Annotated in this window: 15 protein-coding genes and 1 riboswitch; of the genes, 10 read left to right on the top strand and 5 right to left on the bottom strand. The window is 41.2% G+C overall.

The features are described 5' to 3' along the window. Positions 1-15: 15 nt before the first annotated feature. The 3 genes from ACIFOT_RS14645 (at position 16) to ACIFOT_RS14635 (ending at position 3,878) form a co-directional block, all read left to right on the top strand. Complete coding sequence (locus ACIFOT_RS14645) at positions 16-1,689, top strand: ribonuclease J (protein ID WP_430065706.1); 1,674 nt, start codon at positions 16-18, stop codon at positions 1,687-1,689. Positions 1,690-1,857: 168 nt separating this feature from the next. Next, a complete protein-coding gene (locus tag ACIFOT_RS14640) occupies positions 1,858-2,961 on the top strand; it encodes a carbohydrate kinase (protein ID WP_430065704.1) in 1,104 nt (367 codons plus the stop codon). A gap of 2 nt (positions 2,962-2,963) precedes the next feature. Then, the gene (locus tag ACIFOT_RS14635; protein ID WP_430065702.1) at positions 2,964-3,878 is read left to right on the top strand and encodes a pseudouridine-5'-phosphate glycosidase; all 915 of its coding nucleotides are present in this window, start codon (positions 2,964-2,966) and stop codon (positions 3,876-3,878) included. A 32-nt stretch (positions 3,879-3,910) separates the two neighbouring features. Here the strand turns inward: ACIFOT_RS14635 and add are convergent, their stop codons facing one another. Next, a complete protein-coding gene (gene add, locus ACIFOT_RS14630) occupies positions 3,911-4,903 on the bottom strand; it encodes an adenosine deaminase (RefSeq protein ID WP_430065700.1) in 993 nt (330 codons plus the stop codon). Positions 4,904-4,961: 58 nt separating this feature from the next. Further along, positions 4,962-5,061: riboswitch (purine riboswitch) on the bottom strand. A 118-nt stretch (positions 5,062-5,179) separates the two neighbouring features. Here add and ACIFOT_RS14625 point away from each other — a divergent pair. From ACIFOT_RS14625 to ACIFOT_RS14615, 3 genes are all read left to right on the top strand, one after another. Next, positions 5,180-5,884 (top strand): polysaccharide deacetylase family protein, encoded by a 705-nt coding sequence (locus ACIFOT_RS14625; protein WP_430065698.1) that lies wholly within the window; start codon positions 5,180-5,182, stop codon positions 5,882-5,884. 18 nt (positions 5,885-5,902) lie between these two features. Next, positions 5,903-6,868: a LacI family DNA-binding transcriptional regulator gene (locus ACIFOT_RS14620; RefSeq protein WP_430065697.1), complete on the top strand. Its 966-nt coding sequence runs from the start codon at positions 5,903-5,905 to the stop codon at positions 6,866-6,868. 180 nt (positions 6,869-7,048) lie between these two features. Continuing rightward, positions 7,049-7,840, top strand: coding sequence for a Cof-type HAD-IIB family hydrolase (locus ACIFOT_RS14615; RefSeq protein ID WP_430065695.1), 792 nt, complete (start codon positions 7,049-7,051; stop codon positions 7,838-7,840). A gap of 44 nt (positions 7,841-7,884) precedes the next feature. Here the strand turns inward: ACIFOT_RS14615 and ACIFOT_RS14610 are convergent, their stop codons facing one another. Beyond that, positions 7,885-8,958: an LLM class flavin-dependent oxidoreductase gene (locus ACIFOT_RS14610; protein WP_430065732.1), complete on the bottom strand. Its 1,074-nt coding sequence runs from the start codon at positions 8,956-8,958 to the stop codon at positions 7,885-7,887. A gap of 23 nt (positions 8,959-8,981) precedes the next feature. Next, entirely contained in the window at positions 8,982-9,827 is an 846-nt protein-coding gene (locus tag ACIFOT_RS14605; RefSeq protein WP_430065693.1) for a VOC family protein, read from the bottom strand. A gap of 218 nt (positions 9,828-10,045) precedes the next feature. Here ACIFOT_RS14605 and ACIFOT_RS14600 point away from each other — a divergent pair, with 218 nt between their 5' ends. After that, the gene (locus ACIFOT_RS14600) at positions 10,046-11,521 is read left to right on the top strand and encodes a M20 family peptidase (protein ID WP_430065691.1); all 1,476 of its coding nucleotides are present in this window, start codon (positions 10,046-10,048) and stop codon (positions 11,519-11,521) included. A 363-nt stretch (positions 11,522-11,884) separates the two neighbouring features. Here the strand turns inward: ACIFOT_RS14600 and tatA are convergent, their stop codons facing one another. Next, positions 11,885-12,091, bottom strand: coding sequence for a twin-arginine translocase TatA/TatE family subunit (gene tatA / locus ACIFOT_RS14595; RefSeq protein ID WP_430065689.1), 207 nt, complete (start codon positions 12,089-12,091; stop codon positions 11,885-11,887). Between the two features lie 420 nt (positions 12,092-12,511). Between tatA and ACIFOT_RS14590 the strand changes: the two genes are divergently transcribed. Genes ACIFOT_RS14590 through ACIFOT_RS14580 form a run of 3 tightly spaced genes read left to right on the top strand, consistent with a single transcriptional unit; the run spans position 12,512 to position 15,567 of the window. After that, positions 12,512-13,855: a UDP-glucose dehydrogenase family protein gene (locus ACIFOT_RS14590; protein WP_430065687.1), complete on the top strand. Its 1,344-nt coding sequence runs from the start codon at positions 12,512-12,514 to the stop codon at positions 13,853-13,855. Between the two features lie 12 nt (positions 13,856-13,867). After that, positions 13,868-14,398, top strand: coding sequence for a phosphatase PAP2 family protein (locus tag ACIFOT_RS14585; protein ID WP_430065685.1), 531 nt, complete (start codon positions 13,868-13,870; stop codon positions 14,396-14,398). 23 nt (positions 14,399-14,421) lie between these two features. After that, positions 14,422-15,567 (top strand): glycosyltransferase family 4 protein, encoded by a 1,146-nt coding sequence (locus ACIFOT_RS14580; RefSeq protein WP_430065683.1) that lies wholly within the window; start codon positions 14,422-14,424, stop codon positions 15,565-15,567. Between the two features lie 71 nt (positions 15,568-15,638). On the opposite strand, the gene ebgA is transcribed toward ACIFOT_RS14580, so the two are convergent. Next, positions 15,639-18,692, bottom strand: a complete 3,054-nt coding sequence (gene ebgA / locus ACIFOT_RS14575) for a beta-galactosidase subunit alpha (RefSeq protein WP_430065682.1) — start codon at positions 18,690-18,692, stop codon at positions 15,639-15,641. Positions 18,693-18,697 lie beyond the last annotated feature (5 nt).

The raw sequence follows: 18,697 nt of genomic DNA, 5'->3' as shown, positions 1-18,697 counted from the left end.
TGGGAGGATATCAACTTGCGAAGCAATGAAAATACATTATCTATTTTCGCCTTGGGCGGCATCAATGAAATCGGAAAAAACATGTACGTGGTGCAATATGATAACGATATTATTGTCGTCGACTGCGGCGGTAAATTTCCAGATGAAGGTTTGTTAGGCATTGATTTGATCATCCCTGATATGACGTATTTAGAAGAGAATCAGGAAAAAATAAAAGCTTTACTTGTGACGCATGGGCACGAAGATCATATCGGCGGGATTCCTTATTTTTTAAAAAAATTAAATGTACCCATTTATGCAACCCAATTTACTTTGGGGTTAATCGAATTAAAAGTGGACGAGCATCGCCTTAAAGGGGAAACCAAATTGATTCCGATTGACTCGGAGTCCAGGCTTGAGCTTGGGCAGATAGGTGTTTCCTTTTTCCGTGTCAGTCACAGTATTCCTGACTGCCTGGGCATTGTTTTTCATACACCTGAAGGAAACGTTGTCCATACCGGGGATTTCAAATTTGATTTAACACCAGCTAATAACCAATTTTCCGATATTCATAAAATGGCCGATATCGGCAGCAAGGGTGTATTAGCTTTAATTTCGGAAAGCACCAATGCCGAAAGAACTGGACTATCCCCATCTGAACAAATGGTTGGCCACCATATGGAAGAGGCATTTAGGGATGCGACAGGAAAAATATTAGTATCGACCTTTGCATCTAATGTGAATCGAATTCAGCAAGTCGTGGAAGCAGCTATCAAGACAAACCGAAAGCTGGCACTTTTAGGCCGGAGCATGGTGAATGTGGTTTCTGTCGCAATTGAACGGGGTTATCTTGATGTGCCGGAGGGAATGTTGATTGAGGCACTGGAAGTAGATAAACTGGCTCCTGAAAAGGTCGCTATTCTCTGTACCGGAAGTCAGGGGGAACCTATGGCCGCCCTTGCCCGCCTTGCCAGCGGCAACTATCGTGATGTAGCGATTTACCCTGGAGATACGGTTATTTTAGCGGCCTCTCCGATACCCGGAAATGAAAAGGATGTTTCAAAGATCATTGACAACTTATTTCAACTGGGGGCAAAAGTGATTTATGGATCTGGCAGTACAACCGGAATGCATGTTTCCGGGCATGGCTATCAAGAGGACTTGAAGCTGATGCTTACCTTCATGAAACCAACCTATTTTATTCCGATCCATGGAGAGTATCGAATGCTGCACCATCACCGTCTTCTCGCCGAAGCGATTGGGGTGGAGAAAGGAAATACCTTCATTATTAAAAATGGAGATGTCGTCGATATCGAAAACGGGGTGGCTAGGCAAACTAGGAGAATACCTGCGGGAGATACGTATGTAGACGGAATGGGTGTCGGTGATATTGGGGAGATTGTGCTGCGCGACCGAAGACAGCTTTCTGAGGACGGAATGCTAGTAATTGTAGTAACAATCAGCAAAACAGACCGAAAAATTATATCAGGTCCTGATACGATTACCCGCGGCTTTGTCTATGCAAGAAATTCCGACGATCTCCTAAAAGAAGTGAATCGTCTTGTGAAGAAAACCGTCACTGACCTGCAGGAAGAAAACAGACATCAATGGAATGTAATGAAACAAAGCATCAAAAAATCTGTCGGGCAATATTTATTCACCCAAACAAAACGTAAACCAATGATCCTTCCCATTATTATCGAAATCTAGATACGACGGTGTCAGGCACCCTCCGTGGACAAATGTCCACGGAGGGTGCCTGACACCTTTTTGTTGTAAACGCTTATAAATAAATTGACTTGGGGATATGTTAGCGGTTACAATATAAACATAAGTTTAAGCTTTAAACATTTGTTTATAAGTTAGGGGGGACGTTTTATGCCTGAAGGTATGAATGAAAAAGAGCAATTGATTCTGAATTTAATACGCAAGAACCCCTATGTTTCACAGCAAGAGCTTGCCCAAATATTAGGCTTATCCCGGCCTTCTATTGCCAATATTATTTCTGGTTTAATTAAGAAAGGAAATATTTTAGGCAGAGCTTATATTTTAAATGAATCACAGCACGTTATTTGTATCGGCGGGGCTAATATTGACCGTAAATTACACGTCAAAGAAAAAGCCCAGTTAGGTACGTCCAATCCGATTTATGCCACTCACAATGCAGGCGGGGTTGCACGGAATATCGCTGAAAACCTAGGACGGCTTGGGCTTGAGGTGTCACTTATCTCTACGAGCGGCGCCGATAAGGACTGGTCATTCATCGAAGAAGCATCGTCACTATACATGAACTTAGAAACAGTGACCCAATTCCCTGAAAAATCAACTGGTTCTTACACGGCAGTTTTGGATTCCTCTGGTGAATTAATTATTGCGTTAGCGGATATGGAAGTGTATGAGGCAATTACACCTGACCTGCTTGTTAAGCAGGATGTATTACTGAGCAGAGCAAAATGTATTATGGCCGATTTAAACTGTCCGAAAGAAACTCTTCAATTCTTGTGTCATTTCGCCAAAAGCCATGACCTGCCGATTGTCTTAATACCTGTTTCATCACCAAAGATTAATCGATTACCAGATGACTTAGACGGTGTTACCTGGCTTATCACAAACCGCGATGAATCTGAGGCTTACTTCCAAACGGAAATCAAAAATGAGGAAGATTGGAAGAACACTTTAGAAAAATGGCTGTCACTTGGTATAGCCAATGTGGTCATTACCAACGGTAAACAAGGCTCAATGATTGGCAACAAAACAGAGGGGATTTTTCATGTTCCTTCTATTGAAACGAAGGAAATTGTCGACGTAACAGGTGCAGGTGACGCTTTTTCCTCAGCAGTTATTTACTCCTGGTTAGAAGGCAAATCCCTAATTGAAATTGCCAAAGCTGGAAGCATTAATGCATCGAAAACACTGCAATCATCTTATACAGTCAGACAGGATTTATCCGCAGAAAAACTACAAAAAGACATGGAGGAATAATCATGAAACAATATATTACATTATCAGAAGAAGTACGTACTGCTAAGGAACAAGGAAAACCAATCGTTGCCTTAGAATCTACGATCATCTCTCACGGTATGCCCTATCCACAGAATGTCCAAACTGCCCGTGAAGTGGAACAAATTGTCCGTGATCATGGAGCCGTACCAGCTACTATTGCCATTATAGATGGAAAAATTAAAATTGGCTTATCCGATGAAGAGCTTGAAATGTTCGGGAAAAGTTCAGATGTTGCCAAAGCATCACGACGTGATTTAGCCTATTTAATCGCTACAAAAAAACTTGGGGCTACAACGGTTGCCGCTACTATGATTTGCGCAGAAGCTGCAGGAATTAATATCTTCGTCACTGGCGGTATTGGCGGAGCTCACCGAGGCGCTGAGACCACTATGGATATCTCCTCAGACCTTGAGGAACTTGGACAAACAAATGTAGCCGTTATTTGTGCAGGTGCCAAATCAATTCTAGATTTAGGATTAACCATGGAGTATCTTGAAACAAAAGGTGTACCAGTTATTGGCTATCAAACCGATGTACTCCCTGCTTTCTATACACGTAAAAGTGAATTCCCGCTAAACCTACGTGCTGATGATGTAGAAACAATCGCCTCAACACTAAAAGTAAAATGGGACTTAAACCTAAAGGGCGGAGCCGTTATTGCCAATCCAATTCCAGAAGAATTCGCTATGGATGAGAAAGTCATTAATGGCGTCATCGAAGCTGCTTTAAAGGAAGCAGAAGAAAAACACATCACTGGTAAAGATGTAACACCATTCTTACTAGGTAAAGTCAAAGAATTAACCGAAGGCAAAAGCCTTGATGCCAATATTGCTTTAGTAAAAAACAATGCCGTTGTCGGAGCAAAATTAGCAGTTAGTTTCAATGCAATGAAATAATTTATTTTGGGGAGTGGATAGCTCCCCATTTTTTATAGATACTTTCTGAGCTTTTCCTTTGTTTCTTGGTCAGCAAAGGATGCTTCAACACTGTTGATGTAGATTTGTTTAAATTCCTCGTAACTAGCCTTAAATTCTTCGAAAACGATGTTACATTCATTCGACATCGTTGTATCGGATACGGTTCTGTTGTCTGTATTTACGGTTACTCTGATTCCATCCTTGTGGAAATCATAGATGGGATGATCGCTAAATTGACTCACTGCTTTTGTTTGGACATTGCTTGTCGGGCACATTTCCAGCACCACTTGTTTTTCCTTTACGACGTTATATGCCTCCTCACAGTCTCTGATAAAAACCCCATGGCCGATTCTTTCAGCACCCAAAAGCTCAACAGCTTCCAGGACATTTTCTCCGATTCCCGTTTCACCTGCATGAATGGTGACTCTGTAGCCATATTCTTTGGCAAGGGCGATTGGTTCCACGAATTTTCTAGAGAAACCGGCCTCTTCAGAAGCACATAAATCGATAGCCACAACCCCTTTACCTAGGAATCTCTTTCCTTTTTCAACAACCTCAAAAGCACTTTCCGGAGACATCGTTCGCATACATGACAAGATTAGGTTTCCTTTTATATCGAATTGAGCTTCAGCATCCTTCATACCCTCCAACACACTCTGGATGATTTCTTCAACCTCTAATCCCTTTTTCGTATGAAGTAAGGGAGCAAACCGAACCTCCATGTATTTCACATTTTCCTTGGCAGCATCTTCATACAGCTCAAACGTAATTCTTTTTAGATTTTCTTTCGACTGCATCACGAGGTTGGGTATTGCAAATTTCTCCAAATACTCGTCGAGTGATTCACAGTCTAACGGTGCAATGAGATCCTTTTGGAGCTCTTCTATATCAAAGGAAGGCAATTTAATCCCCTCTTTTTTGGCAATATCAATAATCGTTGCTGGTCTAAGACTGCCATCTAAATGGCAGTGAAGTTCTATTTTAGGTAGCTTTTCAAAGTTCATGGTGAACCTCCTTAAAATTTTTTAAAATAAAAAAAATTCCTGATTACGAAGAAAATACAGCTGCGTGTACCTTCTTCGTAATCAGGAATTATTGGTTCCTGGTAGAAACCTCCAAACCATATTATTGGAGTTATACGAATTTTTTTCATCAATTTTTATAAAAGGATAATAGAATTTATTTTTATTGTCAAGCAGCTTACTCAAACAAGTAATGTTTACCAGAGCATTCTGCTATAATTTTTATAACAATCTTTAAGAATAAGAAAGGCTGACTTTATGAAAAAAATGATACTCTCTATCGGATTGGTAATTTGTATTATCCTTTTATTATTTGGAACCTATAAATTAATGAATTCCCGTACATTCCAGTTATTCGGCGACTTAACCTACAAAGTGGACACCAATCAAAAAGTGGTTGCCTTAACCTTTGATGATGGACCAACCAAAAATGTCGAACAAATCCTTCCACTACTTGATAAATACCATGCAAAAGCTACTTTTTTTCTAATTGGCGGCGAGATTGAGAAATTTCCCGAAGATGCAGCAAAAATCGCAAAAGCAGGCCACCAGGTTGGCAATCATACCTATTCCCATAATCGAATGGTGTTCAAATCCCCTTCCTATATCAAGAAGGAAATTGAAAAAACCGATGATTTAATTCGGGAGGCTGGATTCAAGGGAGAAATCGATTTTCGTCCCCCTAATGGAAAAAAGCTGCTAGGATTGCCCTACTACCTCAATAAGCACAATCGAGATACGATTACTTGGAATCTTGAGCCAGATACCTACTACACCACTGCCTCTGATAAAGTGAAGTATGTAGCAGATCATATCAAACCGGGTTCGATTATCCTGATGCATCCAATGTATGATCGCACTGACAATGAGCTAGAGGCCATTGAAGGGATATTAAAAACCCTTTCGGACGAAGGATATAGGTTTGTAACCGTTAATGAACTTCAAGCTATTGGAAGCAACTGAGTATAAAAAGGTGATGAAATGACAAACATTAGAGATTTGGCAAAAATGGCTGGTGTATCGGTAACGACGGTGTCCCGCGTGCTAAATAATCACCCATATGTAAGCGAGAAGAAAAGAATCGCAGTTTTGGAAGCCATCAAGCAAAGTAACTATCAGCAAAACATTAATGCCGTCCATTTAAGCATGGGAAAAACGTTTCTTATTGGTGTCGTTGTTCCTTTCATTGAACATCATTATTTTGCCTTATTAATTAAAGGTATCGCTAGTGAGGCATTGGAAAACAACTACAAGCTGGTATTAATTCAAACCAACTATTTGAAGGATAGAGAACTGGATGCTATGCAAATGCTGAAACAAAAGCAGATTGATGCGTTGATTATCTGTTCAAGAGAATGTGAATGGTCGATCATCGAAGAATATTTACCCTACGGTCCCATTGTCTTGTGCGAAGATACAAGAGGCAAAAAGGTGTCTTCAACCTTTGTCGATCACTATAAAAGCTTCATGTTTGCGTTAGAATACTTACATAGTAAAGGTCATCGAAGCATCGGCTACTGCATTGGCCGCCGCACCGGAACAAATAGCAGATTCAGAGAAACGGCTTTTAAGGATTTTCATGTGAACCATCACATTCCTTATGAACCTGCTTATATTTTTGCGGATTGTCTTTTCTTTGAAGATGGCGAGAAAGTTATCGAACGGATGGGGCAAATGCCTAATCCTCCCTCTGCCTTATTGGTGACCAACGATGATGTTGCAGCAGGAATCATCTTGTCTGCACAGAAACGAAGCCTGTCAGTACCGGGTAATCTCTCCATAATTGGATTTAATAACCAGCCGATTGCAAAAATGATGAATATCTCGACGATTGAAATTCCTCTGGTGGAAATCGGGAGAAAACTATTCCACCAAGGTATGAACGATAGCAGTGAAATTATCCACCAAGAAATACCTGTTACACTAATTGAACGAAAAACGGTTTAGACTTGAGGCTGGTAATGCTTCAAGTCTTTTTTTATCGCAAAAATCTTTCCAAAAACGCTTGACCTGAAACGCGTTTCATAAAATATGCTGATTTTGTAAGATTTACAACACCAGGCCGGCGTGATCAGAATCCTTTCCGAGCGTAACGGCGTTGTTGTATTTTTCCCGGAGGTGTAGGAAATGCAAAAACCAATTGTGTTTTTTGATATTGATGGAACATTATTAACCGAAGAAAAAACCATTCCCGATACCACAAAGAAAGCCGTTCAATTGCTTCAGGAAAAAGGAGTTCACACCGTTATAGCCACTGGTCGTGTTCCAAAGATGTTTTATTGGATTCAAAAGGAATTAAATATTGATTCCTATGTATCTATGAATGGACAATATGTAGTCTTTGAAGGGAAGGAAATTTACGCAAACCCAATTGATCCAGAGAAGCTGCAATCACTTACAACCATGACCGCTAGTAATGGTCATGCCTTAGCCTACTGCAGCCACAACGATTTTAAAGTAAGCGAAAAAAATCATCCGGTAATCGAGTCTGGCTTCGACGCTTTGATGATGGCCTATCCTGAAGTGGACACCGAGTTCTATAAACACTCTTCCATTTATCAAGGACATCTATACTGCGAAGGTAAGGATGAGAAATTGTATTTTGATCACTTCCCTGACCTTAGTTTCGTGAAGTGGCATGATAGTGCTTACGATATTCTCCCAAAAGGTGCATCAAAAGCAGTCGGCATCCGAAAAATGCTTGAAGTATTGGATATGAAGATGGAAAACAGTTTTGCTTTTGGAGATGGGTTGAACGATTTGGAGATGCTGACAGCGGTCGGAACGGGAATCGCAATGGGAAATGCCGTGCCCGAAGCAAAGGCTGTCGCAGATGTCATAACCACTTCCTCCTCTAATAATGGAATTCTCAATGGTCTTATTCAGGTAGGATTATTGGAAAAATATCTTGTTTTATAAAATATGTAAAGGGTACCGCTCGGTTAAAGTCGGTACCCATTTCATTATTTTGCTCCAATTTCCCGGCGCACGACTGGCACTACTTTTGTGGCCAAAAGCTCGATGCCTTTCGCCACTTTTTCAAAAGGAAGACCGCCTATATCCATTTGGGCGATAAACCGTTTATGTCCAAATAACTCATACTGTCTGAGGACTTTTTCAATAATTTGCTGCGGACTTCCCACAAACAACGCGGTTTCGGGACTGGCCAATGGTTCAAAATCAGCTCTCGACAAGCTGGTGTCCCTGCCTAGTTGAAAATTGAGGTATTTCCAGTAATTAGCGTAATAAGGAAAAAATTCTTCTTTCGCCTTTTGAGTTGTTTCCGCTATATAGGTATGACCTGTCACACCAACCTTTAACACCTCAGGAGCATGACCTGCTTCACCTGCGGCCTGCCGGTATGCATCGACTAAAGGCTTAAACCGAATTGGATCACCGCCGAGGACTGCTACTGCTAAGCCCGTTCCTAATCTGCCAGCCCTTGCAGCACTTTCAGGAGTCCCGCCAACCCCAACCCATAATGGGATATTTTTTTGAGCTGGCCGGGGGGCAATTTCGGCATTATACAATGGTGACCGAAAACGTCCTTTCCATGTAACCCTTTCGTTTGCATTCAACTCTTGAAACAACTTGATGTTTTCTTCAAACAAATCATCATAATTTTCAAGTTCATATCCGAAAAGTGGGAAGGACTCAACAAAAGCCCCACGCCCGACCATAATTTCTGCCCTCCCATTAGACAAGAGATCGAGTGTCGCAAAATCTTCGAATAAACGAACGGGATCTACGGTACTTAATACTGTTGTCGTACTTATCAGTCTTATTCTTTTTGTAACTTGAGAAATAGCAGATAAGACCACCGGAGGTGCTGATACTGCATAGTCTAACCGGTGATGTTCACCAACACCGAATAAGTCGAGACCTGCCTGATCAGCGATTTTTGCTGCTTCGATGATTTCTTCGAGACGCTTTCCAGCACTGATTGTTTTACCTGTAAGTGGGTTAGGACCTAAATCAGCTAATGTATAAATGCCAAATTCCATTCCAGAATGGTCGTTCTGTTGTTTTACGTCCATCATTTGTTTTCCCCCAACGTATGTTAAATCACTAATCGAATTTGGTTTCCGGATGGATCACTTGTTACATAATAGTCAGCTTCTTTAGTGATTTGGGCACCTATATGCTTCAATTGGTTTATGATGCCCTCTCTAGTATATTCGTCCGGAAAAACAAGTGTGTACCAATTTAAACCGACACTGTTTTTCGGCGGAGTCTCTACACCCACCCCCTGCCACGTATTGATGGCTATATGGTGATGGTAGCCTCCTGTAGAAAGGAAAGCCGCTTGTGGGTAGTGGCTTACAGTCTTAAACCCAAGCCCTTTTGTATAAAATTCTTCTGCCTTTTGCAAATCACCTACATGGAGGTGGATATGCCCCATTAGCGTGCCAGCCGGCAAGCCCTTCCACTCGGCATTGCTTTCTGCCAGGATTCCTTCTCCATCAAGTTCTTCTGTAGCCATTGAGACGAATCCGTTGTTCCACGTCCACTCTGATGAAGGGCGGTCGCGGTATACTTCAATCCCATTTCCATCCGGATCATTAAGATATAACGCTTCACTGACATAATGATCTGCCGCCCCTAACGGATAGCCGGTTTGAAGCAGATGCCGCAAGAAGACGGATAAGTCTGAGCGGGTAGGCAGTAAAATAGCAAAATGATACAGCCCTGAGGTACGGCCTGTTTTTGGAATGACATCTGCGGGCTGCTCAAGCGTCACTAATGGTGTTTTCCCGTCCGTGGTTAAGACTGCTTTACGATCCGTTTTCTCCAAAACTTGAAATCCAAGGATATTTTGGTAAAAATGAAGTGCGTAATCTAGATTTTTTATCTTAATGTTGACTTCTCCAACATATACGTTTGGTGCCTGATGGAATTTCTCCATAATCTTCACTCCTCTTCTTTTATTCTTATATATCGTTTTTATCTTTTCCCACTTTATTCATTCAGTCATAGTCCTGTATTACATGTATAATTATATCTTCATTTTATTTCAGTTTTAAAAATTTTTAATTCAAGATTTATCTGTATTTTTAATAAAATTCATACTATTCTAAAAATATAGTAATATAAAATGTATAGAGAAAATATGGGGGTATGACATTGAAAAAAAGAAAGCTGACATTCATTATATTCGGTGGCCTTATTTTATTATTCTTAATTGTAACCGGTTTCAATACTTTCATGGTTAAATCAAAGCAACCTGCTCCACATCCAGCAATAATAAAGATTAATCAGGAAGAAGCCGTTCAACATTTATCCAAAGCGATTACATATAAAACCGTCTCCTACCAAGAACGAAGCAAGTTTGATCTTAAGGAATTCGATAAGTTTATTACTTTTTTGCAAGAAAGTTTTCCAGAGGTTAATCAGAAGCTTTCGTTTGAAAAAGTAAATGGGTATGCGCTCGTATATAAATGGAAAGGCTCTGATTCTAGTAAAAACCCAATCGGCCTGACGAGCCATTATGATGTTGTACCTGTATTAAAAGGAACGGAAGCCAATTGGGAGCAGGATCCCTTCAGCGGTGCCGTGGTAGACGGCCGAATTTGGGGACGGGGAACCTTAGATGACAAAATTGGCGTCATTGGTATTTTGCAAGCCGTTGATTATCTATTAAAAGAAGGCTATGAGCCCGACCGGGATATGTATTTTATGTTTGGCTTTGACGAAGAAATCGGCGGTGACGAAGGGGCAAGCAAAATCGTCGATACTCTTAAGGCTAAAGGAATTACGTTTGAATATGTTTTAGACGAAGGCGGAGCGATCGTTGAAAGCATGGTGCCAGGTGTGATTCAGCCAGTTGGTGTTGTCGGTATTTCTGAGAAGGGATCAGCAACGGCCGAATTATCGATTGAAGGCAGCGGCGGCCACTCCTCTCAGCCAAAGGATCACACCAATATTGGAAGAATAGCCAGTGCAATTGCTAAATTAGAAGATACCCAGTTTAAAGGTGACCTTAGAGGTCCTGGGAAAGACATGTTTGAATTCGTTGCGCCTGAAATGAGCTTCGGAATGAAATTTGTGTTTGCCAACAAAGCGATTTTTGAACCGGTTATTGAAAAAATTTTACTGGGACAGCCTGCATCTGCCGCATTAATTCGGACTACGATCGCGCCAACGATTTTTCAAGCCGGCGAGCAATACAATGCCTTGCCTGAAAAGGCCTCTGCCATCATCAACCTTCGGCTAATGCCTGGTGATTCTTTGGAAGATGTAAAGCGATTCATTGAAGATACGATTGAAGATAAAGATATAAAGGTGACAGTGACTGGGAGCGAAGCCTCAAAGGTATCCTCGGTTAACAGCTGGCAATTCAAATCAATTCAGCAGGCGGCTAGAAATGTTTACAGCAATGCTGTTGTTGCACCCTATTTGATGTTTGCCGGCTCTGATGCGCGTCAATATGATCCCGTCTCAAAAAATACCTACCGGTTCCTCCCAGTGCAGATCACGTCCGAGGATCTTAACCGGATGCATGGAACGAACGAACATGTTTCTATTGAAAATTACATTAACGCGATTAAGTTTTATGTGGAAGTGATTAGGGAAGCTAACAAACGACATTCTGTAAAGTAATTTTTTTGTTGTTGAGGACACGAGGCTTTTGTTTACAGCTGGCCGTGGCCTCTATCGCTTTTATTGCAGACTCGATTCTTCCCTTTTTGGGGTCCTGTGTCCTCTATCGCCCTTATAGCAAACTCGGCTCTTCCTTTTTTGGGGTCCCGGGTCCCGGGTCCCCTATCGCCCTTATAGCAGACTTGGCTCTTCCTTTTTTGGGGTCCCGGGTCCTTTACCTACTTTTTATAGACACGAGGCGTTTCTCTGACTCTTAAATTGTGTCCCATAGAATAGATCTATGGGACACAACAAATTTTACAATTACAGCTCCCCCTATACAAAAAAGGCAGACGAGTTCCCCCGCCCGCCCTTTCAACAATCTTATCCTTCTTTTTTCACTGCTGTTAAAGCAGGCTTTTTCTCTTCTTCTTTTTCCTCACTCGAAACCAATTCCCTTGTTGCCGTTTTAAATTCTGATAAAGTTCGGCCAAAGGCACGGCCGATTTCCGGCAGCTTCGAAGGTCCGAAAATAATGAGAGCAATCACAAGTATGAGGATTAATCCCGGAATACCAATATTAGAAAACATAAAACGACCAACTCCTTCATTAATGATTTGGAACTTTAACTCCTTTTTTCTCTAACTGCTTTTGATGGGCACGGCTATCCCTCTCAGAATCAATATTTAATACGGGTTTCATTATAGAGGGTGAATTTTAAGCACATGTAAAGATTTGTAAAGAAAGAGATCTTCACTATTTCTAAAATTAGGTATTTTTTAACAGGACAAAAATTTTTGAAACTTGACTAAGCTGATTTTTATGTAATTCTATTACTCTGTACATAATGCTAAATTCCTAGTTTTTTTTATAATATCTTCAAAAAAGTCGAACAAAACATTTTGATCAGTCTTTCTATACATAGACTTTACACTCTCTTAACACTAGGTTAAGAAAAAATCCATCATTCCCTAATAAAATGGAATTATCAAACTCATTGGAGGGATTGGATGAAGATTACCGTTGCTGGAGCAGGATATGTAGGACTTGTCACAAGTGCTGGTTTAGCCGATATAGGACATAACGTAACATGCATAGACATTGAAAAAGATAAAATTGACATGCTTCAAAACGGCCGTTATCCGATTTATGAGCCTGGACTGGAGTCACTTATTGAAAAAAATCTTCATAACGGGCAGCTGCAATTCACCATGAACCCCAAGCAAGCCTATTCAGAAGCTGATATCATTTTCATTGCGGTCGGTACACCTGAACAACCGGATGGTTCAGTAGATTTAAAATACATTCATGTGGTTTCACATACAATTGCTCATTATATCGATAAGGATGTAATTGTATGTACAAAAAGCACAGTCCCGGTTGGAACTAATGAGTTAATTAAACAGATTATTCACAGCCGCAAGTCTTCTGCTATTAAGGTCGAGGTGGTCGCGGTTCCTGAATTTCTTCGAGAAGGATCTGCTGTACTTGATTTTTTTCAAGGAGACCGAATCGTGATTGGTGCTGATGATCCAGATGCTGCATCGACTATGGAGCAAATTTATCTGCCATTGAAGATTCCCATAATGAAAACGGACATTAGAAGTGCAGAAATGATTAAGTATGCTTCTAATGCCTTTTTAGCTACAAAAATAAGCTTTATCAATGAAATTGCCAATCTTTGTGAAAAAGTTGGGGCCGATATCGAGGAAGTGGCATTTGGAATTGGTCAAGATAAACGGATCGGCCATGATTTTCTTAAGGCCGGCATTGGATATGGGGGTTCTTGCTTTCCAAAAGATACGAGAGCACTTGTGCAGCTTGCGGGAAATGCCAAGCATCATTTCGAATTGCTCGAGGCTGTTATAAAAGTAAATAACCGTCAGCAAACCCTTCCGGTTTTAAAAGCGAAGGAAATGCTTGGCTCGTTAAAAAATAAAAAAGTAGCTGTCCTAGGCTTAGCATTTAAACCTGATACCGATGATGTTCGGGAAGCTGCATCGTTGAAAATTATTAAAGAACTTCTTGAGGAAGGTGCGCATGTTAGAGCTTATGATCCGATTGCCATCCCGAATGCTAAAAAGGTTTTAGGGGATAGCATCGAATATGCATACAATATTCACTACGCTCTTTATGAAGCTGACGTAGCTTTGATTGTAACAGAGTGGGAACAAATAAAGCATGTCCGGCTGAATATGTTTCAAACTTATATGAAAGAACCTATTGTTATCGACGGAAGAAATTGTTACTCACTCCAGGAAATACAAAAGTATCCGATAACGTATGTCTCGATTGGTAGACCTGATGTTTATAGAGATAGACCAAAAGATGAGTTACGTATTATTAATTTTTAAAAGGAAGTGGCGATGATGAGATGGATCAATGTGTTTTATGGCTTCGACTGTCGTGTGTTTCAAACGGTGAATCGGCATTTTGATAAAAAGCTGTTAAATCTATTTTTCCGTGTGGTTACACATTTTGGCGGAGCGGATATTACCATCGCTGCAGCCTTCGTTCTCCTTTTCATCTCGTCAGGGGAAACTAGATTGATCGCCATTGCCAGCGCTCTTGCATTATCGGCCAGCCATATTCCCGTACAGCTTGCTAAGCGGCTGCTGCCAAGAAAAAGACCTTATTTGATAATAGAAGAAACAAAGTTCCCAGCAAATCCATTAAAGGATCATTCTTTCCCTTCGGGACATACAACGGCGTTTTTTGCCGTTGTGACCCCTTATATATTATTCCTGCCGCAGCTTTCTTTTTTTCTCATCCCCCTAGGGCTGTGTGTTGGAATATCAAGAATTTACTTAGGTCTTCACTATCCTTCTGACGTTCTTGCTGGCGGTATTCTTGGAATGGGCACGGGAATTTTATGCTTCTGTTTATTATGGCTGTGAGAGATTCGGTGAGGAGGGATTTTATGAAGATTGCTATTTTCACAGATACCTTTTATCCCGATGTCAACGGGGTTGCCAGGACGCTTAAGCGGCTGACGGATTATTTTGAAACGAAGGGTATTACTTTTAAAATCTTTGCACCTGATTCGAACGGCAGAGAGTATGTCTCTGACAATATTCATCGCTTAAGGAGTCTCTCTTTTTTCCTTTATCCTGAATGCCGTTTGGCTTTTCCAAATCCTTTTTCTCTCAAATCAGAATTACAACGTTTTTCACCCGATTTAATTCATGTGGCTACTCCGTTTAGTGCCGGGCTCTGTGGAATTTATTATGCCAAAAAATTAAACATCCCCCTCGTCGGTTCCTATCACACCAATTTCGATGATTATTTGAAGTATTATGACCTGCAATTTCTATCCACAGTCGTCTGGAAATATATGCATTGGTTTCATCGAACTTGTGAAAAGCTTTTCGTTCCCTCTCATGAAACTTTAAGGCAGCTTATGCAACGTGGATTTACAAACTTAGAAATATGGCCACGCGGCGTGGATTGCCAGCTTTTCCATCCTCATTATAATAAAACTGCGGTTTATGAGCGTTACGGCCTAGATCAAAAATATCTGCTGACTTTTGTTGGCAGATTAGCCCCTGAAAAAGATATCGAAACACTTCTTGCTATTGCAAAATCCATTCCTGAAGATATCAATGAAAAAATACATTGGCTTATTGTCGGAGACGGCCCGTTACGTAAGGAGTTGGAAGCTCTTCAAACAGTTTCCAACATGACGTTTACGGGATATCTAAGCGGAAGTCGTTTAGCTGAAGTCTACTCAGCTTCCGATTTATTTGTGTTTCCCTCCCCTACGGAAACCTTCGGGAATGTAGTTCTTGAAGCCCTTGCAAGTGGTACCCCCGTAATCGGGGCGAATGCTGGAGGTGTGAAGAACATTATTCAATCTGGGGTTACTGGCCATTTATGTCCAGCGGGGAATGTGGAGGAATTCAAAAATTCCATTATCCATCTATTAATAAATTTCGAGCTAAGGAAGCAAATGGGAATTGCAGGAAGAAACTACGCACTAACACAAAAATGGGATCAAATATTCGAAAACCTAACCACACACTACACCCAAACACTTAACGAACTTAACCAACAAAAATATGCCTAAAAAGTGAGTAATGGTGTCAGGCACCACTCGCAGACAAACGTCCGCGAGCGGTGCACACCATTGAAACTCTATCAATATTCGCGCCCTAGTTCTATTGCGGTTACTTTTTCACTGTTGAAGTGGGAAATCCGGAATGCTAGGGCGAAGTCTTCGAATTTACAGCGGTATTTTTCTAGTTGGCTTTGGCCGCAGGAGTTGCTGCCGAGCCCATTTTGTTTGTAGTCCAGATTCAAAACAAGATAATCCCTAGGCTTCAAATCGATTGTGTGCTTTGCTTTCTCAAGGTCATCAATTTCAAAATAAGAAGCACTAAAGTTGAACGTTTCATCCGTGATAAAAATAAGTCCGTTATTTGCTTGATCCGTAAAGCTTACCCAGTCACAATCTGAACGGTTGCCGTTTTCCTGCGGCTTCACATAATTAGTAAACAACTCCTCGACAGATGAACTGAAAACTCCTAAATGGCTGGCCTCCTTTGAATCTGGATAACTTTCACCCGGTCCTCTGCCGCGCCATTGGGTTTCAACAAAATCTCGATTTAGATGCATGAGTACACCTAAACGCGGGATCATGACTGGAGCATTTTCCTTCAGACCGGAGGCAACCCCATTAATACGGCAAACAATATCGCCGTCAGGATAAATACTATAATGATATTGAATTTGATAATACCAAGAGCTGTTTGTAGTACCGTATAGGGCATCCGTATGCCACTCAAATACTCCGTCTTTCAATTCATATTGGATATCCTCAACAATTTCATGGCCTAAATGCATAAAATATTTCTTGCGATAATCATCTAGAAGATACATATCATTATCAATTGGAGCCCGCCAAAAATTGAACTTCGGTCCCTTTTCAATTTCAACCACACCATTACGGATCACTTGTTTTAATGTTCCTTTGACACAATCAAATGTTACGGTAAAGTCGGTACCGCTGACATTTAGCAAGGCACCTTCCTTTATAACCTGAAGCTCTCCATCTAAATGAACTTTCGGTATCTTCTCTTTCCCTGGGAGCACGAAGGAAGCATTTGCTAATTCGTGGCCCTTCGCAGCCCATGGTGTATTCTGATTTAGTTTATATGAAAATACTAAATAATAATGGGCACCGTTGATTTTCTCCATATCCTTCCCTGCAGGCAGCTGAATCACTGCTGTTTCACGTCCAGCCAGCATCGGAAGCTCTACTGGAAAGCTTTCTAATAATTTATAATCCTCATAAAGTGAACAGGTTAATTCCAAATGTTCTAAAGAGAGAAAATCATATCGATTAATAAGACGGAACACACCATTTTCAATATCGATGCATTCCGTTTGAACTGGCTCAATCACCTTTTTATATTCAAATAAACTTGGTGACGGCGTCCCATCAGGCATAATCAACCCATCAATACAAAAGTTTCCATTCGTCGGATCATCGCCAAAATCTCCGCCATACCTGTAGTAAACAAAACCATCCTCCGCCACGGTTTCAATTCCGTGATCAAACCATTCCCAAATGAATCCGCCTTGCAGTTTATCATGTTTATAAAATAAATCCTGATATTCTTTTAGATTGCCAGGTCCATTCCCCATCGCATGGGCGTACTCGCAGAGAATATGCGGCTTTGTTGATCTTTCAATAACCTGATCCATTGTCAGCCTTTCCTTAAATGGCTCAAGCCACGTATACATCGTACTGTAAACATCAGTCACTTCTGCCTCAAAATCTCCTTCATAATGGACAAGCCGTGTCTGATCCATTTCCTTCGCCCTATTGGACATCGCACGGAAATTACACCCAAATGAGGATTCATTGCCAAGCGACCACATGATAATACACGGATGGTTTTTATCACGTGCAATCATCCTCTCAATCCTTGAAACATAAGCCGTTTCCCACGCAGGGTCATTGCTGATCCAATCATATTTTCCAGTCAGTTCAAAGCCGTGGCATTCTAAATCCGTTTCATCAATGACATACATGCCATAAAAATCGCAAAGGTCATAAAGATGAGGAGCATTCGGGTAGTGAGCTGTCCGGATGGCGTTAATATTGTTTTGCTTCATCTTCTTGATATCCCGCTCAATCTCCTCTTTCGTCACCACACGCCCGGTCTTGGGATTATAGTCATGACGGTTTACGCCCTTAAACTTGATCGCCACCCCATTGACGAGGAATGTATCCCCGGCCGACACAATCGAGCGGAAGCCCACATGCTGTTGAATCACTTCTATTATTTTTCCATCTGCCATGACCGTCATATAAAGATGGTAGAGAACCGGCTGCTCTGCACTCCACTTTAAAGGTGCAATAATATTTTTACATAAAGGTTCGTCCGCCTTTTTTTCCTCAATAAAAACTTGAATTCCTTCCGTGTCTATTAATTCATATACAATGGTTTGATTTCGCAGTTCAGTCAATTGAGCGGACACAGATAGTGTTGCATCCTCCCATTCACGATCAAACTCCGTTTTTACTGTATAGTCATAGAGTCCGAGAATAGGCCGAGAATACAATTCAACATCCCTGAAAATTCCACTTAACCACCACATATCCTGGTCCTCTAAATACGTCCCATCTGACCACTGGAATACACGTACCGTCAAGGAGTTCGCGCCTTCACGGCATAATTCAGAAATATCAAATTCAGATTGAATCCGTGCACCTTTACTATAGCCGGCGAATTCTCCGTTGACATACAATTCGAAGGCAGAATCGACGCCATTAAAGCGAAGAATCAATTGCTCTGTACAAAAGCTTCGGTCCAACATAAATTCGCGCCGATATATCCCTGTCGGATTATCAGTAGGAACCCGTGGCGGGATGATCGGAAAGTTATACCACAAATCTGAATAATGCATGTTTCCGTACCCCTGAAGCTGCCAGTTCCCAGGGACCGTAATATCATCCCATTCCTTTAGGTCCAATTCATCTTGATAAAAGCCATCCGGCCCATATTCCGGTGCTTCAAGAAAAATAAATTTCCACGTTCCATTAAGATTTTGATAGAAATGAGCTTGACGGGCATCACCAGTTTCTGCCGCCGCACGAGTTGGGTAACTGATATAGTGAGCCCGTGGAGCTAAGCGGTTAATGCCGTCTGTATGGATATCTTCCCATCTCTTTTTGTTTTTCATAAGAG

The organism is Neobacillus sp. NRS-1170 (assembly GCF_050468025.1).
This window is presented reverse-complemented; position numbering and strand designations above follow the sequence as displayed.

Excerpts from the sequence above, each read along its gene's own strand:
- ACIFOT_RS14640 (WP_430065704.1), top strand. The coding sequence starts at position 1,858 with ATGCCTGAAGGTATGAATGAAAAAGAGCAATTGATTCTGAATTTAATA.
- ACIFOT_RS14635 (WP_430065702.1), top strand. The coding sequence starts at position 2,964 with ATGAAACAATATATTACATTATCAGAAGAAGTACGTACTGCTAAGGAA.
- add (WP_430065700.1), bottom strand. The coding sequence starts at position 4,903 with ATGAACTTTGAAAAGCTACCTAAAATAGAACTTCACTGCCATTTAGAT.
- ACIFOT_RS14625 (WP_430065698.1), top strand. The coding sequence starts at position 5,180 with ATGAAAAAAATGATACTCTCTATCGGATTGGTAATTTGTATTATCCTT.
- ACIFOT_RS14620 (WP_430065697.1), top strand. The coding sequence starts at position 5,903 with ATGACAAACATTAGAGATTTGGCAAAAATGGCTGGTGTATCGGTAACG.
- ACIFOT_RS14615 (WP_430065695.1), top strand. The coding sequence starts at position 7,049 with ATGCAAAAACCAATTGTGTTTTTTGATATTGATGGAACATTATTAACC.
- ACIFOT_RS14610 (WP_430065732.1), bottom strand. The coding sequence starts at position 8,958 with ATGGACGTAAAACAACAGAACGACCATTCTGGAATGGAATTTGGCATT.
- ACIFOT_RS14605 (WP_430065693.1), bottom strand. The coding sequence starts at position 9,827 with ATGGAGAAATTCCATCAGGCACCAAACGTATATGTTGGAGAAGTCAAC.
- tatA (WP_430065689.1), bottom strand. The coding sequence starts at position 12,091 with ATGTTTTCTAATATTGGTATTCCGGGATTAATCCTCATACTTGTGATT.
- ACIFOT_RS14590 (WP_430065687.1), top strand. The coding sequence starts at position 12,512 with ATGAAGATTACCGTTGCTGGAGCAGGATATGTAGGACTTGTCACAAGT.
- ACIFOT_RS14585 (WP_430065685.1), top strand. The coding sequence starts at position 13,868 with ATGATGAGATGGATCAATGTGTTTTATGGCTTCGACTGTCGTGTGTTT.
- ACIFOT_RS14580 (WP_430065683.1), top strand. The coding sequence starts at position 14,422 with ATGAAGATTGCTATTTTCACAGATACCTTTTATCCCGATGTCAACGGG.
- ebgA (WP_430065682.1), bottom strand. The coding sequence starts at position 18,692 with ATGAAAAACAAAAAGAGATGGGAAGATATCCATACAGACGGCATTAAC.